Origin of the sequence: Devosia sp. 63-57 (genome assembly GCF_001899045.1) — a bacterium.
Classification (GTDB): domain Bacteria; phylum Pseudomonadota; class Alphaproteobacteria; order Rhizobiales; family Devosiaceae; genus Devosia; species Devosia equisanguinis.
Genome location: NZ_MKUY01000004.1, coordinates 108,345 through 131,904 on the forward strand (window position 1 = coordinate 108,345; position 23,560 = coordinate 131,904).

Below are 23,560 nucleotides of genomic sequence, written 5' to 3' on the forward strand. Positions count from 1 at the left end.
CCCCCGACCCCTCCCCTCAAGGGGGAGGGGAGACCGACTGGAGGATTTGAGGAGTGACCATGATCGCCCCACAGGCAACCGAGACGAAGCATTGGAGCTTTCACACCGATCTCGAGAAGATCGGCTGGCTCACCATTCATTCCCCCGAGGGTTCGGTGAATGTGCTGAGCCGGGAAGCGATCATGGAGCTCGAAACGCTGGTGGCGCGGATCGAGGACCTGGCCAATTCCAAGCAATTGGTCGGCGTGGTGCTGCTGTCCGGCAAGGATAGCGGCTTTATCGCCGGGGCCGATGTCTCCGAGTTTGATGGCATCAGCGAGCCGTCGGTGCTGACCGAGGCACTGAAGCGGACCCATGCGCTGTTCTGGCGGATCGAGAATTTGAAGGTGCCTGTCGTCGCCGGCATCCACGGCTTCTGCCTCGGCGGCGGGCTGGAACTGGCGCTGGCCTGCCACTATCGCATCGCCGTCAATGACGACAAAACCCGCATCGGCTTTCCCGAAGTCAATCTCGGGATTTTTCCCGGCTTTGGCGGTACGGGTCGGTCGATCCGGCAGGCAGGGCCGGTCGATGCCATGCAGATCATGCTGACCGGCAAGATGCTGCGGGCCGGCGCGGCGCGGGGGCTCAATCTTGTCGACAAGCTGGTGCGGCATCGCGACATGCTGCGCTGGGAAGGCCGCAAGGCGGTGCTGCAATCGCGCCGGTCGAGTGGCGCCGGCTGGACCAAGAAGCTCACCGCCTTGCCGCTGGTGCGCGAGGCGGTGGCCAACCAGATGCGCAAGCAGGCTGGCAAGAAGGCGCGGCGCGAGCATTATCCAGCGCCCTATGCGCTGATTGATCTGTTCGAAAAGCACGGCAATGACTGGCAGGCGATGGTGCGCGGGGAAATCGATGCCTTCGTGCCACTAATGGGCTCGCCCACCGCCACCAATCTGCGCCGGGTATTCTTTCTCTCCGAGGGGCTCAAGAAGCAGGGGCTCAAGGGCGCAAAGTTTGCGCGTGTGCATGTGATCGGCGCTGGGGTGATGGGCGGCGATATCGCGGCCTGGTGCGCTTATCGCGGGATGAGCGTGACGCTGCAGGATCTCGACATGGCGCGCATCCAGCCGGCGCTGGATCGGGCCAAGAAGCTGTTTCAGAAGCGCTACCGCAAAAAGCGCGAAGTCGATGCCGCCATGCTGCGGCTGACCGCCGACCCGCAGGGCAGTGGCGTGCCGCGCGCCGATGTGATCATCGAGGCGGTGGTGGAAAAGCTCGAGGTCAAGCAATCGATCTTTTCCGGCGTCGAGGGCCGGATGAAGCCGGGCGCGATCATGGCGACCAATACGTCCTCGATCGAACTCGAACGCATTGCCGAGGCGCTGAAGGAGCCGGGGCGGCTGATCGGACTGCACTTCTTCAATCCGGTGGCGCAATTGCCGCTGGTCGAGGTGATCCGCTCGCGCTTCAATTCCGACGAAGCCATCGCCAGGGGTGCAAGCTTTGCGCTCGCCATCGGCAAGTCGCCTGTGGTGGTGAAATCGGCGCCGGGCTTTTTGGTCAATCGCGTGCTCATGCCCTATATGCTGGGCGCCGTGGAGCGGGTGGAAAAGGGCGAGAGCAAGGAATTGCTCGACGCCGCCGCCGTGGCCTTCGGCATGCCGATGGGGCCGATCGAGCTCATGGATACAGTGGGCCTGGATGTCGGCAAGTCGGTGGCGACCGAACTGGGACACTCCATACCGGCCGATAGCCGGTTTGCGCGGCTGATCGCCGAGGGCAAATTGGGACGCAAGACCGGCGAAGGTTTTTACAAGTGGGAGAAGGGCAAGGCGGTCAAGGGTGAGACCCCGGCGCATGCCGATCTTGCGGCGCTGGGCCGCGAACTGGTGAAGCCGCTGGTGGACATGACCGAGGTGGTGGTGGAAGAGGGCGTCGTCGGTTCGGCTGACCTGGCCGATGTTGGCGTGATCATGGGGACGGGATTTGCGCCTTTCCTCGGTGGTCCGATGCGGGCTCGTGCGGATGGGCGGGCGTGATGGGCGTTATTGCGCATCTGTCCGCACTATCCCCGGCCGTCACCCTCGGGCTTGACCCGAGGGGCCTGAACTTGCTGCGCCATCCCCAACTGAAGAGCCATCGGGTCAAGCCCGAGGGTGACGATCAGTGGGTTGGGCGCCTCCCGCGTCAGAATTGCAACCTCGTTGAGGGACAAAAACATGACTGAACTCAAGCGCGTTGCCATTGTCGGTTCGGCCCGGATTCCATTCGCGCGGGGCGGTACGGCCTATAGCGATGAAACCAATCTCTCCCTGCTGGGCGCGACCCTGGCTGGGTTGGCCGAGAAATATGGGCTCAAGGGCGAGAAGGTGGATGAGGTGATTGCGGGCGCCGTGATCAATCATTCGCGCGATTTCAATATTGCCCGCGAGGCGCTGCTCGATGCGGGGCTGTCGCCGCGCACGCCGGGGACGACGGTGCAGATCGCCTGCGGAACCAGCCTGCAGGCGGCGCTGCTCCTGGCCGGCAAGATTGCTTCCGGACAGGTCGACAGCGGTATTGCCGCTGGATCGGACACGGTCAGCGACAGCCCCATCGTCTTCGGGCCGAAATTCCAGCACCGCCTGCTTGCGGCCAATGCCGCCAAGACCACGGGGCAGAAGCTAAAGGCTTTCACCAAGGGGTTTTCCTTTGGGGAACTTGCGCCGGTAGCGCCATCGGTCAACGAGCCGCGTACGGGCCTTTCCATGGGCCAGCATGCCGAATTGATGGCCAAGGAGTGGGGGATTTCCCGCCAGGCGCAGGATGCGCTGGCCGTGGCCAGCCATCGCAATGCCTCGGCGGCCTATGACGAGGGCTTCCAGGACGACCTATTGGTGCAATGCGCCGGGCTGGTGCGGGACAATAATGTGCGTACCGATACGAGCCTGGAAAAGCTGGCCTCGCTGAAGCCGTCTTTCGACAAGTCCGGCAGTGGCACGCTGACCGCCGGCAATTCGACGCCGCTCACCGATGGGGCGTCGAGCGTGTTGCTGGCCAGCGAAGACTGGGCCAAGGCGCGCGGCCTGCCGATCCTGGCCTATCTGAGCATGGGGCGGGTCGCCGGCAATGACTTCGCCCATGGCGAGGGCCTGCTCATGGCGCCGACCATTGCGGTCAGCGAAATGCTGGACCGTGCCGGGCTCGGTTTTGCCGATATCGATTATTTCGAGCTGCACGAAGCCTTTGCGGCGCAGGTGCTGTGCACGATGCGGGCGTGGAACGATCCAGCCTATTGCCGCGACGTGCTGGGCCGCGACGCGGTGCTGGGCGAGATCGATCCGGCCAAGCTCAACGTCAAGGGCTCGAGCCTGGCCTATGGCCATCCCTTCGCCGCCACCGGGGCGCGTATATTGGGGCTGACAGCCAAGCTGCTTTCGGGACAGGTGGGTAAGCGCGCGCTGATCTCGGTGTGCACGGCCGGTGGCATGGGCGTCGCCGCTCTGGTAGAGAGCGCGGCATGAGCGAAAACGTTATCAAATTCCGGCGGCCGGAGAAAAAGCCCGAGCCGCCGGTGAAGAAACCCCGCGGGCCAGTGCCCGCCTGGGTACCCTTTGCCGCGCTGGTTGCGCTGGCCCTGGCGATCTATGCCGTGCAGAACGCCGGATTGCTGGGCGGCTGAAATTTTTGGGTGTTGCCAGTTTGTTAACCGGAGCTGCCGGCAGGCGGGCGCCGTGTTTGCATTATTGCCGTTAGGGCTCGTGGCGAATTCATGACGGATTGGAAACGACTTTGCGTCGCACCAATAGCGGGCGCAATAACGTTTCCCTGTGTCAGGTCATCGCAGAATGTTCACAACCGGCGGTTTGATGACGTTTAGGTCAATCTTTTGCTTGTCAGTGGACGGAATTGCGGGATACCGTCCAATTACCTTGACCGACAGGTAAAAACTGGCGGCCATGAGGTTCGCACGCTGCGCAGACTGAACGGCGCAGCCGACAAAGATCGAAGAATTCCACAAGGAGATGGGACGAGAATGAAGTTCACGACAGCTCTGAAGGCGGTCGCTACCGCCGGCGCAATGGCGCTGATGATGAGCACTGCAGCTTCCGCCGTGACGCTGCAGCTGCACAATGGTGGTGATCCGGGCACGCTCGACCCGCATAAGGCCTCTGGCGACTGGGAAAACCGCGTCATCGGCGACTATATCGAAGGCCTGCTGACCGAAAGCCCGACCGCCGAAGCCATTCCTGGCCAGGCCGAAAGCTGGGATATCTCCGAAGATGGCACGGTCTATACCTTCCATCTGCGTGACGGCATTCAGTGGTCCGACGGCACCCCGGTGACGGCCGGCGACTTCGTGTTCGCCTTCCAGCGCCTGTTCAACCCGACCACCGCCGCCGACTACGCCTACCTGCAGTTCCCGATCAAGAACGCTGAAGCCATCAATTCCGGCGAGATCACCGATCTCAACGAACTTGGCGTCAAGGCCATTGACGACAAGACGCTCGAAATCACCCTCAACGCTTCGACCCCCTATTTCCTCGAAGCGCTGACCCACTACACCGCCTATCCGGTTCCCAAGCATCTCGTTGAGAAGCTGGGCGATGACTGGACCAAGGTCGAGAACATCGTCGGCAACGGCCCGTACCTGATCAAGGAATGGCTGCCGGGCTCCTATGTCCGTTCGGAAAAGAACGCCGACTATTACGACGCTGCCAATGTGCAGATCGATGAAGTGTTCTACCACGTGCTCGAAGACCAGGCCGCAGCGCTCAACCGCTACCGCGCCGGCGAATTCGACATCCTGACCGACTTCCCCGCAGACCAGTATGCCTGGATGCAGGAGAACCTGCCGGGCCAGGCTCACGTGACCCCGTTCCTGGGCATCTACTACTATGTGATGAACCAGGAAGAGGGCCAGGTCCTCTCCGACGTCCGTATCCGCGAAGCGCTCTCGACCACCATCGTGCGTGACGTGATCGGTCCCGATATCCTGGGCACCGGCGAACTGCCGGCTTATGGCTGGGTGCCGCCGGGCGCTGCCAACTATGTCGAGAACGCCTACCATCCCGAATGGGCCGACGTTCCCTATGAAGAACGCGTCGAGAAGGCCATCGGCCTGATGACCGAAGCCGGCTACGGCCCGAGCAACCCGCTCACCCTGCAGCTGCGCTACAACACCAATGACAACCACCAGCGTATCGCCGTGGCGATCGCCGCCATGTGGGAGCCGATCGGTGTGAAGGTCGAGCTGTTCAACGCCGAAACCGCCGTTCACTACGACGCCCTGCGCGCCGGTGACTTCCAGGTCGGCCGTGCTGGCTGGCTGATGGACTATAATGACCCGTCCAACACGCTGGACCTGCTCAAGACCGGTACCGACCAGGCCGGCACGATGAACTGGGGCAACAATTATGGCCGTTTCTCGAACGCCGAGTTCGACGCGCTCATGACCCAGGCTTCGACCGAGCTCGATCTGGTGGCCCGCGGCGAGCTGCTCGCCAAGGCCGAAAAGATCGCCATGGACGAGTTCGCCGCGATCCCCATCTACTGGTACGTGTCCAAGGACGTCGTGTCGCCGAAGATCTCGGGCTTCGAGGAAAACCCGAAGAACATCTTCCGCACCCGCTGGCTCTCGAAGTCGGAATAAGCGGAAAGAATGATGATCGTGGGGGCCAACAGCCCCCACGGTTCTTTTGTCCGTGATGCGCACAGGCCCCCTGTCTGCGAGCGCTCCGGCAAGGAGTCCTAATTCATGCTGGCCTATGCCTTCCGGCGCGTGCTCTCGGCCATTCCGATTGCACTGATCGCTGTTACAGTCTGTTTCTTCATCCTGCGTCTGGCGCCCGGTGGCCCCTTCGACGGCGAGCGGGCCCTGCCCCCCACCGTGCTGGCCAATCTGCGGGCCCACTACAATCTCGATCAGCCGCTGATCACGCAGTATTTCATTTATGTCTGGCGCCTGCTGCAGGGCGACCTCGGTCCCTCCATGGTGATCGACGGCTTCAATGTCAGCCAGCTGATCGCCATCGGCTTCCCCTTCACCCTCACCATGGCGCTGACCGCTTTCGTCATCGCCACGGCCATTGGCATGCTCGCGGGCATGGTCGCCGCCGTCTATCAGAACAAGTGGCCCGACTATGTGCTGGTGCTGGGCGTGATGATTGGCGTGCTGATCCCGAACTTCCTCATGGCGGCGCTGCTGCAGCTGTGGTTTGGCGTCTATCTCAAGTGGCTTCCGGCCGGCGGCTGGGTCAATGGCAGCTGGATGCATCTGGTGCTGCCCGTCACCGTGCTGGCCTGGCCGCATGCGGGGCGCATCAGCCGGCTGATGCGCGGTTCGATGATCGAAGTGCTGGGCACCAATTACGTGCGTACGGCGCGCTCCAAGGGTTTGGGTGAACGGCTGGTGCTGGCGCGTCACGCCATCAAGCCGGCTTTGTTGCCCGTGGTCTCCTATCTCGGGCCCGGCCTGTCCTATCTGCTCACCGGCTCGCTGGCCGTCGAACAGATTTTCGGCCTGCCGGGGATTGGCAAGTACTTCGTGACCGCAGCGCTCAACCGCGACTACGGCATCGTTCTGGGAACGACCATCCTTTATATGTTCATTATTCTCGCACTCAATCTGATCGTGGACCTCATTTATGCCTGGCTCGATCCCAAGGTGAGGTATCGCTGATGGCTGGGTTTACCGGAAAAGACGCCGTTCTCACCGACTACGCCAACAAGCTGGCCACTCTGGACGCGCCCAAGGGCCGGTCCCTGACGCAGGACGCGCTCTATCGCCTCAGCCGCAACAAGGCTGCGGTGCTGTCGATCTTCATCCTGGTGCTGATCGTGGTCGTCGCGTTTGTCGGCCCCTATTTCGTGCCATGGGCCTATTCACAGGTCGACTGGAGCAATATCCGCAAGCCCCCCAATTTCGAGGCGGGGCATTATCTGGGCACCGACCAGAATGGCCGCGACATGCTGGCCCGCGTGCTGCAGGGCACGCAGATGAGCCTGATCGTGGCCTTCGTGGCGACGTTCGTCTCGGTCAGCATCGGCGTCGTCTATGGTGCCGTTGCCGGCTATTTCGGCGGCCGGGTCGACGCCATCATGATGCGTATCGTCGATATCATGTATGCGCTGCCCTATATCCTGTTCGTGATCATCCTCGTGGTGATGTTCGGCCGTAATCCGGTCTTGCTGTTTGTCGGTATCGGGGCGATCGAATGGCTGACCATGGCGCGTATCGTGCGCGGACAGACGCTCAGCATCAAGGAGAAGGAATTCGTCGAGGCGGCCAAGGCCGGCGGGGCAAAACCCTTCACCATCATCCTGCGCCATATCGTGCCCAATCTCACCGGGCCGGTGGTGATCTATGCAACGCTGACCATTCCCGAAATCATCATCGCCGAGAGCTTCCTCTCCTATCTCGGCCTTGGCGTGCAGGAGCCGCAGACCTCGCTCGGCACGCTGATCTCCGCCGGTGCGCCGGTGGCCGAGGTGATGCCCTGGCTGTTGATGGCGCCGGCTGCGGTGCTGGTCACGCTCTTGTTCTGCCTCACCTATATCGGTGACGGCCTGCGCGACGCGCTTGATCCCAAGGATCGCTGACATGACCAAAGTACTCGATGTTCAGGACCTCAGCGTCACCTTCGCCCTGCGCAATTCAGAAGTGCGGGCGGTGAACAACCTCAACTTCTCGCTCGAAGCGGGTGAGACCATGGCCGTGGTGGGGGAGAGCGGGTCGGGCAAGAGCCAGGCCTTCCTCTCGATCATGGGGCTTCTGGCCCGCAATGGCAAAACCACCGGCAAGGCTATGCTGGGCGAGACCAATCTGGTGGGCATGGCGCCCCATGCCCTCGACCGCATCCGCGGCAAGGACATCGCCATGATCTTCCAGGATCCGATGACCTCGCTCAATCCCAGCCTCCGGGTGAAGACCCAGCTGTCCGAAGTGCTGGTCAAGCATCGCGGCTTCAGCCGGGAACAGGCGACCAAGTCGGCGGTGGAAATGCTCGAGCGGGTCGGTATCCCCGAACCGGTCAAGCGCGCCAATGCCTATCCGCACGAAATGAGCGGCGGTATGCGCCAGCGCGTGATGATCGCCATGGCGCTGCTGTGCCAGCCGAAAATCCTCATCGCCGACGAGCCGACCACCGCGCTCGACGTGACGGTGCAGGCGCAGATGCTGGATCTGTTCAAGACCCTCACCAATGATTTCGGCACCTCGCTGGTGCTGATCACCCACGATCTGGGCGTGGTCGCCGGCGTCGCCGACCGCATGATGGTGATGTATGGCGGCCGGGCGGTGGAGAAGGGACGGGTCGACGATCTGTTCTACGACCCCCGCCACCCCTATACGCTGGGTCTCCTGCATTCGACGCCGCATATCGCGCATCGCGCGGCGCGGCTCGATCCGATCCAGGGTCTGCCGCCCAGCCTCGAGCACTTGCCCAAGGGCTGCTCGTTCAATCCGCGCTGCGCCTTCTGTTTCGCCAAGTGTCTCGAAGAGCGGCCGCCACTGACCCCGATCGGGGACGGTCGGGAAAAAGCCTGTTTCTACGAAGGCCCACTCAAATATGAAGAGGTGGCGTGATGAATCAGTCGCCAGGCAATCTTCTCGAAATCCGTGATCTCAAGAAGACCTTCTCGATCGCCACGGGCCTGTTTTCCCGCAAGCTGACGCTGACGGCGCTCGAGGATATCAACTTCAACGTGCGTCAGGGCGAAACCCTGGGGATCGTGGGCGAGAGCGGCTGTGGCAAGTCGACGCTCGGCCGCTGCATCCTGCAATTGCTCTCCCCCGACCAGGGGCAGGTGCTGTGGCTGGGTCAGGACCTGACGCGGCTGCCGGCCGAAGAGATGCGCAAGCGTCGCGCCGATCTGCAGATCATCTTCCAGGACCCGCTTGCCTCGCTCAATCCGCGCATGACGGTGGGCGAGATCATCGAGGACCCGCTGCGCACGCTCAAGCCTGACCTCAGCAAGACCGAGCGACGGGCCCGCGTGGTGCGGATCATGGAATCGGTGGGGCTGCTGCCAGAAATGATCAACCGCTATCCGCACGAGTTTTCGGGCGGGCAGGCGCAGCGCATCGGCATTGCCCGGGCGCTGATCACCGAACCCAAGCTCATCGTCTGCGACGAGCCGGTATCGGCGCTGGACGTGTCCATCCAGGCGCAGATTCTCAATCTCCTGGCCGAGCTCAAGGACGAGTTCGGGCTGACGCTGATCTTCATCTCGCACAATCTGTCGGTGGTGCGGCACGTTTCGGACCGTATCCTGGTGCTCTATCTCGGCCGCATCGTCGAGCTGGCGACAGGGGACGAGATCTATGACGATCCCAAGCACCCCTATACCCGTGCCTTGCTGACGGCGGTGCCGATACCGGACCCCAATCTGGCCCGGCAAAGACGGATCGATGCGCTCAAGGGGGAAATCCCCTCGCCGATCAATCCACCTTCGGGCTGTACCTTCCGCACGCGCTGCCGCTTTGCCAAACCGCAATGTGCCGAGCAGCGGCCGCCACTCGAAACCATCGAGAATGGGCGGTTGGTGGCGTGCCTGCGCTGGCGTGAAATTGAAATTCCGGCGGACCAGGAGGCAGTCCTGGGCGCCTGAGGCGCGCAGTGCTTCCGGCTGGGGCGGGCCTTTGCCTGCCCCAGCCGCATCTTGCGCAGATGTCGCGGGATAAAGCGGGAAAACTCTCTGTTTGGCGCGTTGACAGGCGAGGGCATATTCCCTATGAAGGGCCCAGTTTTCGGGGCGCCTTGGCGCCCTTGTTGTTTGACCTGAGGATTAGAACGATGAAGATCCGCAACTCGCTGAAGGCGTTGATGACTCGCCACCGCGCGAACAAGCTCGTCCGCCGTCGCGGACGCGTTTACATCATCAACAAGGTGGACAAGCGCTTCAAGGCCCGCCAGGGCTAAGCGCAGACTCCAGGACTTGACCTGATCGACAAAGCCCGCATGCTAGTGCGGGCTTTGTTGCTTTCTGGGCCCGGCTCCAGCAAGGATGGTTCATGGCCCTGTCGCAAAAATTCGTCCTGGATATCGAGGCCCCCTATGCGGTGGCCGAGGCCTATCTGGCCAATCCGCGCAATTATCCGGAATGGGCGGCAGTCGACCCCAATACCTATCAGCAATTGCCCAATGGCGACTGGTCGGCCGAGGTGCGCTTTGGCGGGGTTCGCCATATTCGCTTCAGCCCGCCCAATGGCGATGGCATTTTCGACCATGCCGTGTTCGCGCCGGGTGATCCGCTCTTGTGGATGCCGCTGCGTATCTCGCCGCTTGAGGATGGCACTACCCGGCTCGAATTCACTTTCCTGCAGCGTGTGGGCATGAGTGAGACGACGTTTTCGTCTGCGATCGAATGGATCAATACCGATCTGATGACGCTGAAGACCCTCATCGAATCTCAACAAGGCTGAAACCGGATATTGCACAGAAAATTCGTGCACTATCTGCAAATTTATCTATCTAAATCAATGGTTTGACGCAGGTTTCCCGTGTGATAAGGCTGCGCCGCCGGGCAGAAGCCGGTCCCCGCCTCTCCCGCAGGCTGACGCAGACGCTGCGTTCCTGCACTCCACGTGTTGCAAGACCATGTTTCCCAGTCGCACGCTCAGCCTGGCCATCAACCGGCCGTATGCGGAAGCCTATGCCTTTCTCAGCAATCCCGCCAATATCCTGCTCTGGACCGACGGCGTGCGGGACATGCAGCTGCGACAGGCCAGTGGCTATGTCTGGCACTCGCGCTATTTCGGCCAAGACGTCCAGCTGACCTTTACCCCGCCCAATGCGCTCGGAGTGCTCGATCTTGCCGTGGCGGTGGAAGGGCGCCTACCACGGGTGCACCACATCCGGGTGTTCCCCAATGGCAAGGGCACGGAGCTTTGCCTGACGATCATTCAGACCGCCGATGAGAGCGACGACCAGTTCAGCTCAGAATGCGAATGGCTGCGGACGGACCTGCAGGTGCTCAAGGCCTATCTCGATCTGCCGTGAAACGAAAACGCCACCCCGGGGGGTGGCGTTCTGCATTTGCAATGCTGCGGCCTGGCTCAGCTGGAGCCGGCGCCATCCTGGCGGACAAAGGCGATGCGCAGCATATTGGTGGCGCCAGGGGTGCCCAGCGGCACGCCGGCGGTGATGGCGATGCGGTCGCCGGGGCGGGCAAAGCCTTCCTGATAGGCGATGACGCAGGCGCGATCGACCATGTCCTCGAGGTTGACGGCGTCCTCGGTCTGCACGCAATGAATGCCCCAGACCACCGAGAGGCGGCGAATGGTGCGCAGGTTCGGCGACAGGGCAATGATCGGCTTGCTGGGCCGCTCGCGAGCCGCACGAATGCCGGTCGAGCCAGAGGCGGTGTAGGTGACGATGGCAGCCAGGTCGAGCGTCTCGGCAACCTGGCGGGTTGCGGCGGAGATGGCGTCGGCAGCTGTGGCTTCCGGCTCGGTCTGGGCGGCGCGGATGATGCCGCGATAGTTGGCGTCGCTTTCCACCGCCACGGCCACCTTGTTCATGGTGGCGACGGCTTCGATCGGATACTGGCCCGAGGCGCTTTCGGCCGAAAGCATGACCGCATCGGCGCCTTCGAAGACGGCGATCGACACGTCCGAGACTTCGGCGCGGGTCGGCACCGGGGCGGTGATCATGGATTCGAGCATCTGCGTCGCCACGATCACCGGCTTGCCGTAGCGACGGCACATGCGGATCATGCGCTTCTGCAGGCCCGGCACGGTTTCGAGCGGCAGCTCGACGCCGAGATCACCGCGCGCCACCATGATGGCGTCGGAGAGCTTGACGATTTCCTCGAGCCGCTCGATGGCCTGGGGCTTTTCGATCTTGGCCATGACGCCGGCGCGACCCTGGACGATCTTGCGCACGTCGATGATGTCTTCGGGGCGTTGCACGAAGGAGAGGGCGATCCAGTCGACTTCGGCCTTGAGCGCTTCGAGCAGGTCCGCATGATCCTTCTCGGTCAGCGCGCCGGTGGGCAGCAGTGTATCGGGAAGGGAGACGCCCTTCTTGTCGGAGAGCTTGCCGCCATAGACCACCTCGGTCTCGATGACGCCGCCTCCGACTTTAGTCGCCTTGAGCTGCAGCTTGCCATCGTCCAGAAGCAGACGGTCGCCGACGGAAACCGATTCGATGATTTCCGGATGCGGCAGGTAAACCCGCTCGGTATTGCCCTGGTCGTCAGCGGTGCTGTCGAGGGTGAATTTCTGGCCCGCGACCAGGTTCACCGAGCCTTCGGCGAACTTCCAGACGCGCAGCTTGGGGCCCTGCAGATCGGCAAGGATGCCGATGGGGTGCTTGAGACGCTCTTCGACGCGGCGGATGCGCGCCACGGTCTGGTGCAGCAGGTCGTGGCTGGCATGGCTCATATTGATGCGGAACACATCGGCGCCCGCCTTGGCCAGTTCCTCGATCATCTTTTCCTCGTGGCTGGCTGGCCCGAGGGTGGCGAGGATCTTCGCGCGTCTGATCCGTCTCATTGCGTGTCCGTCTTGTCTGGCGTTAGGGGGGCGTCGGGATCGACGAGAAATGCCGGATCCTCGAGGTCTTCACCCAGGTCCGGTCCGACGACGGCGGGAGCACCCGCACTTTCGGTCAACTGCAGCGTCCAGTCGGTCCGGTTCTGAGTATCGACTTCAAAGAACCCGGTGCGCTCATAGCCCCGGGCGAGGCAATCCTCAACCCCGAATATGGTGAAGGTTTCGTCACGGGTGCACATGAACACCTCGCCATCCCAGGCGCCGCCGCCAATGTCGTCGACGGCGTAGAGATAGTAGAAGCGGCGCTGCAGGTCGCCCTGATACAGCACGCGGCAGTCGCCGGGCGGGGTCTGCCACCAGCCTTCGCTCATCCAGCCGCGCTCGGCGCGATAGCCCATGGACACCGAGACGAGATTGGCGGTCTCGTTGCAGATGCGCAAATCGGCCTGCGCCGGCGTGGCGAAAGCAACCAGCCCGCCAAGGGCTGCAATCAGCAGGGTCGAGCCGAGGCGGATGCTGTGCACGGGGAAGCCGGAATTCATCGGTAAATCGGTGCCTTTGTTTGAGCCGATGCGAAAGACGAGGTCAATGGCTAAAGGGCGGTTTTGTCGGAATTGCGGGTATGCACGGAGGGGGTGTGTGTGTCATGTGGATTGACCCACAAAAGGGTTGAACCGGCACCGCGCTTGCGGTTCAACGAGGCCGGATCATTTTTGACCGGCCGCTGCCCGCCTGCCGCACGATGCGGACACAATCGGCAGAGAATGTCGCGCCGGCTTGTTGCCACACAGACAGTTTTTGAGAGGTTTGCCATGGCCGTTGAAGATAGCGTCGCCCAGGACCAGCTCCGCGCCTTTATCGAGCGCATCGAGCGGATGGAAGAAGAGAAGGCAGCCATCGCCGCCGACATCAAGGAGATCTATGCCGAGGCCAAGGGCAACGGCTTCGACACCAAGATCCTGCGCAAGATCGTGGCCATCCGCAAGCAGGACGCCAATGAGCGCATGGAGCAGGAAGCCCTGCTCGAGCTCTACATGTCGGCCCTGGGCATGGTCGAAGCGCCGTAAGGGCAGCTGTTCTATAAAAATCAAAGCGCGGGCGCCGTTGGGGCGGTGCCTGCGCTTTTCGCTTGTGGCCGGTGCGGGCTGCGCGCCGCCATGTCTGGTCGTCCGGTGTTGTCGGCGCGTCTGACGGATGTTTTATCTGGAGGCTCGGTGCAGCGATCAGACAAGGATGTCGAGGAGAGACTTCGACATCTGGTCAGCAGTGGTCACCACTTTGGCCGAAGCGCTGAAGCTGGTCTTGGCCTCGAGAATGCCCACCATTTCCCGCGCCAGGTCGACGCCTTCGAGATCAGTGCCTGATCGCGCAATGCGGGTAGCGCTAGCGTCTAGCCGGTCGCTGGCGCGGTGCATGCCGCTGGCGCCGAGGGCAAGGCTGGTCATGGTCATAGCGCAACTCCAAACACAGGCGCGCGACCATCAAGGCGCTTAAAAGCTTGATGTTTGGTTAGGCGAACGCCCGCATTTGCGGCGATTGCTAAATCTTGGCCAGGGCGGCTGTCATGGCGGCCTGGTCGTAGCCGAGGGTGGTGAGGGCGGTGTTGACGATGCCGGTGCGGTCGAGGCCGGCTTCGGCATACATATCGGCCTGGCTGGCATGTTCGACGAAGCGGTCGGGGATCATCAGGGGGCGGAACCGGGTCTTGCCATCGAGCAGGCCATTGGCGGCGAGGAAGGTGGCGACATGGCTGCCGAAGCCGCCCAGCCCGCCTTCTTCGGTCGAGATCACCACATCATGGGTGGCGGCAAGGCGCGCGATCAGCTCTTCGTCGAGCGGCTTGAGGAAGCGTGCATCGGCGACCGTAGGATTGAGGCCAAGAGCGGCCAGCCGGTCAGCAGCGGCGAGGACTTCGCCCAGGCGTGTGCCATAGGACAGAAGCGCAATGGTGCCGCCCTGGCGGACGATGCGGCCCTTGCCGATGGGCAGGATGGCGCCGCGTTCGGGCATGTCGACGCCCATGCCGTCGCCGCGCGGATAGCGGAAAGCGATAGGGCCGGCGTCATAGGCGGCGGCGGTGGCGACCATGTGGCGCAATTCGGCCTCGTCGGCGGCGGCCATCTGCACGATGCCGGGGATGGCGCCGAGATAGGCGTTGTCGTAATTTCCCGCATGGGTGGGCCCGTCAGCGCCGACATAGCCGGCGCGGTCGATGGCGAAGCGCACCGGCAGGCCCTGGATGGCCACGTCGTGCACCACCTGGTCATAGGCGCGCTGCAGGAAGGTCGAATAGATGGCGCAGAAGGGCTTCATGCCTTCGGTCGCCATGCCGGCGGCAAAGGTCACCGCATGCTGCTCGGCAATGCCGACATCGTAAATGCGGTTGGGGAAGAGTTCGGCGAATTTGTCGAGGCCGGTGCCCGAGGGCATGGCGGCGGTGACAGCGACGATGCGCTCATCGTCTCGGGCTTCCTGGATCAGCGTCTCGGCAAAGACCGAGGTGTAGGACGGCGCATTGGACGGCGCCTTGGCCTGGGCGCCGGTGATGACGTTGAATTTTGAGACGCCGTGATATTTGTCGGCGGAGTTTTCTGCCGGGGCGTAACCCTTGCCCTTCTTGGTCACCACATGCACGAGAATGGGGCCGGCGCCGGCATCGCGCACATTTTCAAGAATGGGCAGCAGGTCATCGAGATTATGGCCATCGAGCGGGCCGACATAATAGAAGCCCAGCTCCTCGAACAGCGTGCCGCCGGTGAAGAAGGAGCGCGCGAATTCCTCGGTCTTGCGGGCGGGTTCGTGCAGGAAGGGCGGGAGCTTTTGCACCACGGCCTTGGCCGCTTCCCGCGTGCCGCGATAGACCGGGCCGGAGACGAGCTTGGCGAGATAGGTGCGGAGCGCGCCGGTGGGCGGGGCGATCGACATGTCATTGTCGTTGAGCACGACGATCAGCCGCGCATCCATGGCGCCGGCATTGTTCATCGCCTCATAGGCCATGCCGGCCGACATGGCGCCATCGCCAATGACGGCAATGACATTGCGCGGGGTGCCCAGATGATCGCTGGCGACGGCCATGCCAAGGCCGGCCGAAATCGAGGTCGACGAGTGGCCGGCTCCGAACGGGTCGTATTCGCTTTCGGCGCGGCGGGTGAAGCCCGAGAGCCCGTCCTTCTGGCGCAAGGTGCGCATGCGGTCGCGACGGCCGGTGAGGATTTTGTGCGGATAGGCCTGGTGGCCGACATCCCAGATGATGCGGTCGTGCGGGGTATCGAAGACGGTGTGCAGGGCCACGGTCAGTTCGACGACGCCGAGGCCCGCACCCAGATGCCCGCCGGTGACCGACACGGCGTCGATCATTTCCGAGCGCAATTCGTCGGCCAGCTGGCGCAGGTCTTCGCGCGGCAGGGCGCGCAATTCGGCGGGGCTGTTGACGGTATCGAGCAGCGGTGTGGAGGGCTTGTCGGCCAAGGGGGGCTCCCTGGAGGCGAAACTGAATACCCCTCTTTAGGCTCGGGGTGGGGCCTTGGCAATGCCGGCCCCGTTTCGGCGTCGCGCATCTGTCATAGTGGATAGGGCGTCGAGGAGGCCGGCTTTTCTATGGCCGGCGACGCTCGACGCCCAAAAATCTCAATTGCTGGCGACGGCGAGTGGCTTGGCCGGGCTGAAACTCTTGTGGCCAAGACTGGTGGTATCGTCGCCGGCGCTCATCACCACGACATAGCGGCCCATTTCCGGGGTCGGATCGAAATCGGCTTCGTCATGGTCGAAGATCACGGCGAAATGGTCCGAGGTCAGGGCCGCTGGGGCCATGAAGATGTCGACCACGTGTTCGAGATCGGGGGCGACGAAGTCGCGGTCCCGCATGGCATCGGTGCCCTCGGGGCGGCTGACATGCTGGGCGAGGGCCGCGGCCAGCGGTTCGGCAGTGGTCTTGCCGGCAGCGTCGAAGGTCGACGCGAAGAGATTGGCCATGGGATCGGCGGCGGCGCCGCCCAGCGAGGCGGTCTGGATACCGGTGGCCGCGGCAACGCCGCCCGGCAGGATGGGCAGGCGCAGGCCCGGCAGCGGGGTCGGTGCGTTCCTAGCGGGAGTCGAGCCGGAAATGATCATGTCGAGGGCGCGCTGGGCCTCAGGCTCAGGCCCATTGGTCGGCAGATAAGCGGTGAGCGTATCTGGCGTCTCGGACATGATGAGGCGCGGCTGCGGGACCGGCGGCGCAGTGAGCGCGGCCAGCGCAGTGACGGCGTCGCCAGCGGGCAGGGCAGAGGCGGTGGCCACCTGAAGGCGTTCGGACTTCATCACCGGCATGGGCGCGATGTGAGCCGTGGTCAGTTCCGAGGGGTCGAGCGGAGCGCTGCCAACCGTCGAGAAGGGGATGGCGGTGGGCGCAGCAGAAGCAACCTCCATAGGCGCCGTCGCGGGCATGGGGGCGACCGGGGCTGCCGCTGCGGTTTGCTGCATCGGCATGCCAAGGCTGGCCGGGCGCATGGCCGGGACCGGAGCGATGGGGCTGGCCGATGGCGTCGCGACGGGTGCGGCCAGCGAGGCAGTCTGTACCTGTGCCTGTGGCGCCGGCTGGGCGGCCTGCTGGTTGTCATTGCCGCCGAAGAACATGTCCATCAGCGTCTTGCCGCCGCCGCCGGCGCTATTGTTGGAAGCAACCTGGGTGCCGGATGAACCGCCGCCACAGGGGAAGGCATGGCAGCGCTTCCACTCGGCGAGGGCCACGTTATAGCCCTCCTGCGACAGCGGCTTGCCATCGGTGGGCAGGTGCATGGTGCGGCCGTCGGGGAAGATTTCCTTGAGCTGGGCTCGGGTCATGCGCGGCCAGGCGCGCACGGAGCCAACGTCCAGATGCACGAAGGGGCTGCCCGAGGTCGGGTAGTAGCCGACGCCGCCCACCTGCTTGCGCATGGCAGCGGCACGCAGCTTGGCCAGCGGCACGCCGGGAATGAAAAAGTCCATGGCCGTGCCGCGCATATGCTGGGAATTGTCAGCGACGCCGGAGGAGTTCTTGGCCAGCATGGCGTTGGTCTGAGGAGAGCGATAGGCCGAGACGACGTTGATCGGCTGGCTGGCGCCGACATCCTGATAGACTTCCCAGACCAGGTCGAACAGGCGCGGGTCCATCTTGGTGGGCTCGTTGCGACGCCAGTCGCGCAGGAAATAGTTGAGCTCGTTGAGCCCCGACTGCACATATTGGCCGTTGCGCTTGAAGACGATGCGCGCGGTTTCCTTGGTGTGAGTGTAGTAGAGATAGAGGGCGCGTTCGCTCGATGCCTGCACCGGCGCTGCCGCGAAAACAAAAATCATCGAGAGTGCCGCGATCATGGCTGCCGCCACCCGCGCACTCCGCTGCCCGATAGTAGACCAAGTCACCGTCACGCCAAACTCTGCCCGGTTCATTGAGAGATATTGGAGGACGTTAGCGCGCAATTCGCACGAATTGATTAACGCTAACCACTTGTGAACAGACCGGATCGGTGCCCCTCACGCCGCTGTTACTACAGGGCAAAGCTGGCACAACAATGGCGGAAGTGTAAAGGGGCGGTTAATCCGAACGGCCGGGCCCTGAAGCCCATAAGGGGTCTCAGGGGGAGAGATCGTCTGCGATCGGGGAGGTTTCGGCGATGATGGCCGGGGCCGGGGCAGCATTGAGGCCCATGGCGGCGATCAATTTTTCATTGTGACCGTAGACGTCGCCATAAGAGCGGATGGTGCCGTCCCCGTCGACGCGCAGGGTGAAATAGGCCAGGTGCACCGGGATCGAGGTCTGCGGGTTTACCCATTTTTCGTTGGGGCCGAACATGGCTTCGAGCGACGCGCCGCTGATATTTGGCTCGTTGGCCATCAGGGCGTCAGCGAACTCGAACGGGTTCTGCACGCGGATACAGCCATGGCTGAAAGCCCGATAGGAGCGGGCGAACAACGACTTGGACGGCGTATCGTGCAGATAGACGTCGTGCTTGTTGGGGAACAGGAACTTGATCTGGCCCAGCGAATTGCCCGGACCGGGGCGCTGGCGCACGCGGAAGGGAAAATTGGTGGAGCTGACCTGGCTCCAGTTGACCTGCCAGGGGCTGACCACGGACCCATTATAGATGAGGTCCATGTTCTTGGCGTCGGTATAGCCGGGATTGCGCATCACCGCCGGGGCGATTTCGCCGCGGATGATCGAGGAGGGCACGTTCCAGAAAGGGTTCACCACCAGGTGGCGGATATTATCCGAAAAGATCGGGGTCTGGTTCTTGGTGGTGCCGACGACGACGCGGGTTGTATATTCCTCATGGCCGTCGCGATTGACGGCGAGGCGGAATTCGGGGATGTTGACGAAGACGTTGAACTTGCCCAGGTCCGAGGGCATCCAGCGCCAGCGTTCCATATTGGCCAGAATGTCCTCGCGACGCGTGGCGGAGCCGCCATTGAGCGCGGCGACGGTGGCCGGCCCGATAATGCCGTCGACTTCGAGCCCCTGGCTTTCCTGGAACGACTTCACCGCCGAAACCAGCATGTCGTCATAGGAATTGGAGCCGAGGGCTGTGAGCTTGAGGCGCTCGCGAATGGCGGGGACGCGTGCATCGGTGCCGCCGGGACGCAGCACGGCGCCTTCGGCAATGGGAGTGGGGCGCGCGGTATCGGTCTTGCCGAAATTGGCCAGCGCCTGCTTCAGCGCCAGGAATTCAGGGTGCTTGGGCTCAAGTTCGGCCAGGATCGAAGCGGGATCGTCGCTTTTGGCGAGACGCTCAAGCAGGGCGGCCTCGTCGATCTTTTTGGGCTGAATGTCGAGGTTTTCGCTGACCGATTGCGGCCGGATGCGGCCATTATGGATATGGTTGGCATAGCGCATGGTGGCGCGCGAAAAGGCAGTTTCGAGCGCGGCCAATGCTGCGGGATCGCCACTCTTGGCGCGGCTGAGATCGATATCGGGCGTCAGATAGTCAGACGGGCGCAGCCCTTCGGTATCAGCGGTGCGGAATAGCGCCACGATCTTTTCGGCGGCCGGAGAAAAGCTGATGGCGCCGCTGGCATCCTGGGACAGCCAGATGGGATCGAAATGGCGTTCGCCATAAAGGAAATAGAGGCGCTGGGCCTCGTTATAGGCGGTGGTGTCGCGCGTGGCGCTGTAATAGGCCGCGGACAGGCCGTCCTTGATGGTGCGGGCCAGGGCATTTTGCGGCGGAGCGATGACGACGCGGCTGGTTTCCAGGCTGGCGACAGCCTGCTGGGCGAGGGCCGGCGACAATGCGCCCGAAGTTGCCGCGACGAGGGCGACGAGGCTGGCCAGAACCTTGTGCATGAAAGCTCCTTTTCGGGGGCGTCCGGAGGGAGAATCCCGGCGTCCCGTCAATTCTCAATAACTTGCAAACCTTAACGGGAGCAATTGCTCTCAAAGTTGTGAGACCGGCCTGTGGCCTGGCTACAACGCTCCCCCGTAAACCACTTCGCCCGAACCAGAGGTCCGGGCGAGGGCTGCATGGAAGCGGGTATTGGCTAGAACTTGTAGTTGACGCCGGCGCGCACGACGCTGAAGCGCGGCGAGATGTCGAGATTGCCGACCGGCAGGCCGGCATAGGTCTGCTTGCCCAGGTCGACATAAAGATATTCGGCCTTGAACGAGAGATTGGGCGTGGCCTGGGCCTCAAGGCCCACGCCGGCGGCCCAGCCCATGTGGTTGGCGGTCTGGGAGGTCACCACGTTCTGGTTGTTGGTGATCTTGGCAGTGCCATGACCATAGGCGCCACCGATAGTGGCATAGGGCATGACCTGGCCCACCGGGATACCGGCACGAATACGCGCGGTACCGAAGACGTCGGTGACGGCGTCGAAATTACCAGCCGCGCCGGCCGGGGTGCTGAAGGCGATATTGGCCCATTGCAGGTCGGCTTCGGCGCCGAGCACGAAGCCGCCCATATCGAAATTGTAGCCAGCCTGGCCGCCAATGGTCCAACCGCTATTGTTCACGGTGGCGGGGCTGCCTGGCAAAGCGGGATTGGTGGTGGAATTGCCCCAGGCATAGCCGCCATTGATGCCGGCATAGAAGCCGGACCAGCCGCTGGCGGGCGTGGAGGAATAGATTGGGGATGCAGCGGGGCTGGACCAGTTCAGATCAGCTGCCTGGGCGGACGCGGTGACCGCCAAAACTGCGGAAAGCACAATGCCGAAGCGTTTCATCGATGGCCTCATGGTGGTCGAAAACTTAACGATGAGGCACAAATCCCATGCGAGTCATTAATGGCTCGGAAAGGAACAAGGTTAACGCCGGCGCTTTCTCACGCTGTGATCAGGGGTGTTGCAACAGTGCATCTTACGCTGCGTCGTTGATCAGCCCTTCGGCCAGGCCATATTCGTGCAGCTTGCGATAAAGCGTCGAGCGGCCAATGCCGAGAGCCCTGGCGACGCGCGACATGCGCCCACCATGATGGTCGATGGCAAAGGCGATGGCGGCGCGCTCGATCTCGGCCAGAGCGCGCAATTCGCCGCTGGCGGCGAGGAAGCGATCAGGGGCCGGCTCGGAGATGATTTCGACGCGCTGGCGGGGCAGGACCGCGTCGATGTGAATGGGGGCGGCTGGCGCAGGGCTCTGTTCGACGGCCCGCAGCGCTTCCTCTCGCCCGGAGGACTGGGCGACGATCTGCGGAAAGTCCTGGCTTTCGAGGAAGGCACCATCGGTGAGGACTATGGCGCGATACACCGCGTTTTCGAGCTGGCGCACATTGCCCGGCCAGTCATAGGCCTGCAGCAGTTCCATGGCGGCCGGGGACGTCCCGAGCACGCGCTTCCCGGCCTCGGCGGAGAAGCGGGCGATGAAATGCGCGACCAGCGCCGGCAGATCCTCCCGGCGTTCGCGCAGCGGCGGGACATAGATGGGGAAAACGTTGAGGCGATAGAACAGGTCTTCGCGGAATTCGCCGGATTTGGCCAGGTTCAACAAGCGCCGGTTGGTGGCCGAGATGACGCGGACATTGACGCGCTCGGGGCGGCTGGCGCCCACCGGCTCGATCTCGCCCTCCTGCAGGGCGCGCAGCAGCTTGACCTGGGTTTCGAGCGGCAGTTCGCCGACTTCATCGAGGAAGAGCGTGCCGCCATGGGCTTCGGCGAATTTGCCGGCCTGGTCGGCGACGGCGCCGGTAAAGGCCCCCTTCTTATGGCCAAAGAGCACGGACTCGACGAGATTGGGCGGAATGGCACCGCAATTGACGGTGACGAAGGGTTTGCCGGCACGTTCGCCGGTGCCTTGGATGATGCGGGCGATCAATTCCTTGCCGACGCCGGTTTCGCCCTCGATCAGCACCGGAATGGTGCTCTTGGCGGCCTTGGCGCACAGGGTCAGCACACGCGCCATGGCAGGGGCGGCGGCGATCATGTCGGCCTGGGTGAAGGTGCCGCTGCGGCGGGCGCGTTCGGAGCGGATGGCGGCTTCGAGCGCGTCGAGTTTGAGGGCATTGCGCAGCGAAATGACGAGACGCTCGGGGGAGACCGGCTTGACGAAATAATCCGCCGCGCCCTGGCGCATGGCCGAGATGACGGTTTCGAGCGAGGCATTGGCGGTCTGGATGATGACGGGGGTGATAAGCCCCTCCTTGCGCATGGTTTCCATGACGCCCATGCCATCGATATCGGGCATGACCAGATCGAGGATCATGACCCCGACGCCGCGGTCTTCACGCAGGATGGACAGGGCCTGTTCGCCCCCGGTGGCGGTGATCGGCTTGAAGCCGGCCCTATTGGCGACCTCGGCGGTCAGGCGCAACTGCACCGGATCGTCATCGACAACAAGAACCCGCGTCATACATACCCCGAAAACTGGCGACCAAAGGACGGGCACGAATCGTCTGTGCCGTTTTGGGATGACGATGCCGGGTGGGGCTTAAGAGGGTGTTAATCCTGCATTATTTGTGAAGCAGGTTGCGGTGGCGGGTGGCCATGAAAAAGGGCCCCGACTTGCGTCGTGACCCTCCAGAGTCGAACTGTTTATGTCTCGAAACCCTATTGCCGGGTCATGCCCTGGAGCTTGGAAAGTTCGTCCTTCACTTCCAGCTTCTTGCGCTTGAGCGCAGAAACCATCAGGTCGTCGACCGGAAGATGCTGCATTTCGGACTGGATCCGCTGGTCCAGTTCATGGTGCCGTCGCTCCAGTGCAGCTATGTGGCCTTCAGTCGTCATAGTAACTCCTTTCAGCGTGTTGGACGGGGGTATCGTCACAAATATTTCATGCTTTGTCGACGCCCATCGGGTGACCACGGGAAATCAGATGCAAAACAGTCCGTGATCGGTTAACCAAGGATGTATCTGGGGCCCTTCGATCCGGTTTTCAATGCTCAGTCTGACCAAGGAACAGGAAGCCCAATTGGGGCTGGAACTGGCCACAAAACGCCAGGAACACTCGGATCTCGACGCCGCTATCCACACTTTGACGCAGTCGCAATTTGCCGATCGCATGCTGATCCAGCGGCTGAAAAAGCGGAAGCTGACGCTTAAGGACCGCATCGTCCAACTCGAGAATTTACTGCTCCCGGACATCATCGCCTGAGCCCGTTCCGCCTTGAGTTGTGGCCAGAATTGGGCTAATTGCGCGCTTTGAGGAGCGGCACGGGGGAATCGCCATGCTCAAGCCACCGGTCGCCATCGTGATGGGCAGCCAATCGGATTGGCCCACAATGCGGCTTGCCGCCGAGACCCTCGAAAATCTCGAAGTCGAATATGAGGCGCGCATCGTTTCGGCGCATCGCACGCCCGAGCGCATGGTGGATTTTGCCACCCATGCCAAGGCCGAAGGGATCAAGGTCATCATTGCCGGTGCCGGCGGCGCGGCACACCTGCCAGGCATGATCGCGGCGATGACGACGCTGCCGGTATTCGGCGTGCCGGTGCGGTCCAAGGCGCTCAGCGGGCTCGACAGCCTTTATTCCATCGTGCAGATGCCCGGCGGCATTCCGGTGGGCACGCTGGCCATCGGTGAGCCGGGCGCGATCAACGCGGCGCTGCTGGCTGCGGCCGTGCTGGCGCTCAATGATGATGACCTGGCCGATCGCCTCGAAGCCCATCGCGCCCGCCAGACCGAATCCGTGCCGCAGTTTCCGTCCGATATCGAGTAGTCCA

Annotated in this window: 23 protein-coding genes; 14 read left to right on the forward strand and 9 right to left on the reverse strand. The window is 62.9% G+C overall.

The window, feature by feature from the left end; translation table 11 throughout:
- Positions 1-59: 59 nt before the first annotated feature.
- The 11 genes from BGO80_RS05675 to BGO80_RS05725 all read left to right on the forward strand — a co-directional run bounded on the left by BGO80_RS05675 (position 60) and on the right by BGO80_RS05725 (position 10,964).
- On the forward strand, positions 60-2,021 hold the full coding sequence (locus tag BGO80_RS05675) for a 3-hydroxyacyl-CoA dehydrogenase NAD-binding domain-containing protein (RefSeq protein ID WP_286720741.1): 1,962 nt from the start codon (positions 60-62) through the stop codon (positions 2,019-2,021).
- 180 nt (positions 2,022-2,201) lie between these two features.
- Positions 2,202-3,485 (forward strand): acetyl-CoA C-acetyltransferase, encoded by a 1,284-nt coding sequence (locus BGO80_RS05680; protein ID WP_286719823.1) that lies wholly within the window; start codon positions 2,202-2,204, stop codon positions 3,483-3,485.
- Positions 3,482-3,643: a hypothetical protein gene (locus tag BGO80_RS05685; RefSeq protein WP_286719825.1), complete on the forward strand. Its 162-nt coding sequence runs from the start codon at positions 3,482-3,484 to the stop codon at positions 3,641-3,643. The genes BGO80_RS05680 and BGO80_RS05685 overlap by 4 nt, the downstream gene beginning before the upstream one ends.
- 354 nt (positions 3,644-3,997) lie before the next feature.
- The gene (locus tag BGO80_RS05690; protein WP_286719827.1) at positions 3,998-5,614 is read left to right on the forward strand and encodes a peptide ABC transporter substrate-binding protein; all 1,617 of its coding nucleotides are present in this window, start codon (positions 3,998-4,000) and stop codon (positions 5,612-5,614) included.
- A 105-nt stretch (positions 5,615-5,719) separates the two neighbouring features.
- Positions 5,720-6,643: an ABC transporter permease gene (locus BGO80_RS05695; RefSeq protein WP_126149989.1), complete on the forward strand. Its 924-nt coding sequence runs from the start codon at positions 5,720-5,722 to the stop codon at positions 6,641-6,643.
- Positions 6,643-7,563 carry an ABC transporter permease gene (locus BGO80_RS05700; RefSeq protein WP_126149988.1) on the forward strand — a complete coding sequence of 307 codons (921 nt, stop codon included), beginning with the start codon at positions 6,643-6,645 and terminating at the stop codon, positions 7,561-7,563. The genes BGO80_RS05695 and BGO80_RS05700 overlap by 1 nt, the downstream gene beginning before the upstream one ends.
- A gap of 1 nt (position 7,564) precedes the next feature.
- Positions 7,565-8,548 carry an ABC transporter ATP-binding protein gene (locus tag BGO80_RS05705; RefSeq protein WP_126149987.1) on the forward strand — a complete coding sequence of 328 codons (984 nt, stop codon included), beginning with the start codon at positions 7,565-7,567 and terminating at the stop codon, positions 8,546-8,548.
- Complete coding sequence (locus BGO80_RS05710) at positions 8,548-9,573, forward strand: ABC transporter ATP-binding protein (RefSeq protein WP_286719833.1); 1,026 nt, start codon at positions 8,548-8,550, stop codon at positions 9,571-9,573. Before BGO80_RS05705 ends, BGO80_RS05710 begins: the two co-directional genes overlap by 1 nt.
- A gap of 185 nt (positions 9,574-9,758) precedes the next feature.
- Positions 9,759-9,884 carry a type B 50S ribosomal protein L36 gene (gene ykgO / locus BGO80_RS05715; RefSeq protein WP_046105532.1) on the forward strand — a complete coding sequence of 42 codons (126 nt, stop codon included), beginning with the start codon at positions 9,759-9,761 and terminating at the stop codon, positions 9,882-9,884.
- Between the two features lie 92 nt (positions 9,885-9,976).
- A complete protein-coding gene (locus BGO80_RS05720) occupies positions 9,977-10,387 on the forward strand; it encodes an SRPBCC family protein (protein ID WP_126149985.1) in 411 nt (136 codons plus the stop codon).
- Between the two features lie 175 nt (positions 10,388-10,562).
- On the forward strand, positions 10,563-10,964 hold the full coding sequence (locus tag BGO80_RS05725) for an SRPBCC family protein (RefSeq protein WP_126149984.1): 402 nt from the start codon (positions 10,563-10,565) through the stop codon (positions 10,962-10,964).
- A gap of 56 nt (positions 10,965-11,020) precedes the next feature.
- Here the strand turns inward: BGO80_RS05725 and pyk are convergent, their stop codons facing one another.
- Positions 11,021-12,460 (reverse strand): pyruvate kinase, encoded by a 1,440-nt coding sequence (gene pyk / locus BGO80_RS05730; protein WP_126149983.1) that lies wholly within the window; start codon positions 12,458-12,460, stop codon positions 11,021-11,023.
- Positions 12,457-13,002 carry a DUF1036 domain-containing protein gene (locus BGO80_RS05735; protein ID WP_126149982.1) on the reverse strand — a complete coding sequence of 182 codons (546 nt, stop codon included), beginning with the start codon at positions 13,000-13,002 and terminating at the stop codon, positions 12,457-12,459. Before BGO80_RS05735 ends, pyk begins: the two co-directional genes overlap by 4 nt.
- Positions 13,003-13,272: 270 nt before the next feature.
- On the opposite strand from BGO80_RS05735, the gene BGO80_RS05740 reads away from it, so the two are divergent.
- Positions 13,273-13,527: a DUF2312 domain-containing protein gene (locus tag BGO80_RS05740; protein WP_126149981.1), complete on the forward strand. Its 255-nt coding sequence runs from the start codon at positions 13,273-13,275 to the stop codon at positions 13,525-13,527.
- 156 nt (positions 13,528-13,683) lie between these two features.
- On the opposite strand, the gene BGO80_RS05745 is transcribed toward BGO80_RS05740, so the two are convergent.
- The 7 genes from BGO80_RS05745 to BGO80_RS05775 all read right to left on the reverse strand — a co-directional run bounded on the left by BGO80_RS05745 (position 13,684) and on the right by BGO80_RS05775 (position 22,624).
- A complete protein-coding gene (locus BGO80_RS05745; RefSeq protein ID WP_126149980.1) occupies positions 13,684-13,911 on the reverse strand; it encodes a flagellar basal body rod C-terminal domain-containing protein in 228 nt (75 codons plus the stop codon).
- Positions 13,912-13,999: 88 nt separating this feature from the next.
- Entirely contained in the window at positions 14,000-15,928 is a 1,929-nt protein-coding gene (gene dxs / locus BGO80_RS05750) for a 1-deoxy-D-xylulose-5-phosphate synthase (protein ID WP_126149979.1), read from the reverse strand.
- Positions 15,929-16,087: 159 nt separating this feature from the next.
- Positions 16,088-17,791 (reverse strand): peptidoglycan L,D-endopeptidase MepK, encoded by a 1,704-nt coding sequence (gene mepK / locus BGO80_RS05755; protein WP_286719854.1) that lies wholly within the window; start codon positions 17,789-17,791, stop codon positions 16,088-16,090.
- A gap of 259 nt (positions 17,792-18,050) precedes the next feature.
- On the reverse strand, positions 18,051-19,757 hold the full coding sequence (locus BGO80_RS05760) for a L,D-transpeptidase family protein (RefSeq protein WP_286719857.1): 1,707 nt from the start codon (positions 19,755-19,757) through the stop codon (positions 18,051-18,053).
- Between the two features lie 194 nt (positions 19,758-19,951).
- Positions 19,952-20,632 carry an outer membrane protein gene (locus BGO80_RS05765; RefSeq protein ID WP_164550307.1) on the reverse strand — a complete coding sequence of 227 codons (681 nt, stop codon included), beginning with the start codon at positions 20,630-20,632 and terminating at the stop codon, positions 19,952-19,954.
- A gap of 133 nt (positions 20,633-20,765) precedes the next feature.
- Positions 20,766-22,250, reverse strand: coding sequence for a sigma-54-dependent transcriptional regulator (locus BGO80_RS05770; protein WP_286719861.1), 1,485 nt, complete (start codon positions 22,248-22,250; stop codon positions 20,766-20,768).
- Between the two features lie 197 nt (positions 22,251-22,447).
- A complete protein-coding gene (locus BGO80_RS05775) occupies positions 22,448-22,624 on the reverse strand; it encodes a YdcH family protein (RefSeq protein ID WP_126149974.1) in 177 nt (58 codons plus the stop codon).
- A gap of 160 nt (positions 22,625-22,784) precedes the next feature.
- Between BGO80_RS05775 and BGO80_RS05780 the strand changes: the two genes are divergently transcribed.
- On the forward strand, positions 22,785-22,991 hold the full coding sequence (locus BGO80_RS05780) for a YdcH family protein (RefSeq protein ID WP_164550311.1): 207 nt from the start codon (positions 22,785-22,787) through the stop codon (positions 22,989-22,991).
- 73 nt (positions 22,992-23,064) lie between these two features.
- A complete protein-coding gene (gene purE, locus BGO80_RS05785; RefSeq protein WP_126149972.1) occupies positions 23,065-23,556 on the forward strand; it encodes a 5-(carboxyamino)imidazole ribonucleotide mutase in 492 nt (163 codons plus the stop codon).
- Positions 23,557-23,560 lie beyond the last annotated feature (4 nt).

Excerpts from the sequence above, each read along its gene's own strand:
- BGO80_RS05700 (WP_126149988.1), top strand. The coding sequence starts at position 6,643 with ATGGCTGGGTTTACCGGAAAAGACGCCGTTCTCACCGACTACGCCAAC.
- BGO80_RS05770 (WP_286719861.1), bottom strand. The coding sequence starts at position 22,250 with ATGACGCGGGTTCTTGTTGTCGATGACGATCCGGTGCAGTTGCGCCTG.
- BGO80_RS05675 (WP_286720741.1), top strand. The coding sequence starts at position 60 with ATGATCGCCCCACAGGCAACCGAGACGAAGCATTGGAGCTTTCACACC.
- mepK (WP_286719854.1), bottom strand. The coding sequence starts at position 17,791 with ATGATCGCGGCACTCTCGATGATTTTTGTTTTCGCGGCAGCGCCGGTG.
- BGO80_RS05705 (WP_126149987.1), top strand. The coding sequence starts at position 7,565 with ATGACCAAAGTACTCGATGTTCAGGACCTCAGCGTCACCTTCGCCCTG.
- BGO80_RS05720 (WP_126149985.1), top strand. The coding sequence starts at position 9,977 with ATGGCCCTGTCGCAAAAATTCGTCCTGGATATCGAGGCCCCCTATGCG.
- BGO80_RS05710 (WP_286719833.1), top strand. The coding sequence starts at position 8,548 with ATGAATCAGTCGCCAGGCAATCTTCTCGAAATCCGTGATCTCAAGAAG.
- BGO80_RS05725 (WP_126149984.1), top strand. The coding sequence starts at position 10,563 with ATGTTTCCCAGTCGCACGCTCAGCCTGGCCATCAACCGGCCGTATGCG.
- BGO80_RS05680 (WP_286719823.1), top strand. The coding sequence starts at position 2,202 with ATGACTGAACTCAAGCGCGTTGCCATTGTCGGTTCGGCCCGGATTCCA.
- BGO80_RS05745 (WP_126149980.1), bottom strand. The coding sequence starts at position 13,911 with ATGACCATGACCAGCCTTGCCCTCGGCGCCAGCGGCATGCACCGCGCC.
- pyk (WP_126149983.1), bottom strand. The coding sequence starts at position 12,460 with ATGAGACGGATCAGACGCGCGAAGATCCTCGCCACCCTCGGGCCAGCC.
- BGO80_RS05685 (WP_286719825.1), top strand. The coding sequence starts at position 3,482 with ATGAGCGAAAACGTTATCAAATTCCGGCGGCCGGAGAAAAAGCCCGAG.
- BGO80_RS05775 (WP_126149974.1), bottom strand. The coding sequence starts at position 22,624 with ATGACGACTGAAGGCCACATAGCTGCACTGGAGCGACGGCACCATGAA.
- ykgO (WP_046105532.1), top strand. The coding sequence starts at position 9,759 with ATGAAGATCCGCAACTCGCTGAAGGCGTTGATGACTCGCCACCGCGCG.
- BGO80_RS05760 (WP_286719857.1), bottom strand. The coding sequence starts at position 19,757 with ATGCACAAGGTTCTGGCCAGCCTCGTCGCCCTCGTCGCGGCAACTTCG.
- BGO80_RS05690 (WP_286719827.1), top strand. The coding sequence starts at position 3,998 with ATGAAGTTCACGACAGCTCTGAAGGCGGTCGCTACCGCCGGCGCAATG.
- BGO80_RS05735 (WP_126149982.1), bottom strand. The coding sequence starts at position 13,002 with ATGAATTCCGGCTTCCCCGTGCACAGCATCCGCCTCGGCTCGACCCTG.
- BGO80_RS05695 (WP_126149989.1), top strand. The coding sequence starts at position 5,720 with ATGCTGGCCTATGCCTTCCGGCGCGTGCTCTCGGCCATTCCGATTGCA.
- purE (WP_126149972.1), top strand. The coding sequence starts at position 23,065 with ATGCTCAAGCCACCGGTCGCCATCGTGATGGGCAGCCAATCGGATTGG.
- BGO80_RS05740 (WP_126149981.1), top strand. The coding sequence starts at position 13,273 with ATGGCCGTTGAAGATAGCGTCGCCCAGGACCAGCTCCGCGCCTTTATC.
- BGO80_RS05765 (WP_164550307.1), bottom strand. The coding sequence starts at position 20,632 with ATGAAACGCTTCGGCATTGTGCTTTCCGCAGTTTTGGCGGTCACCGCG.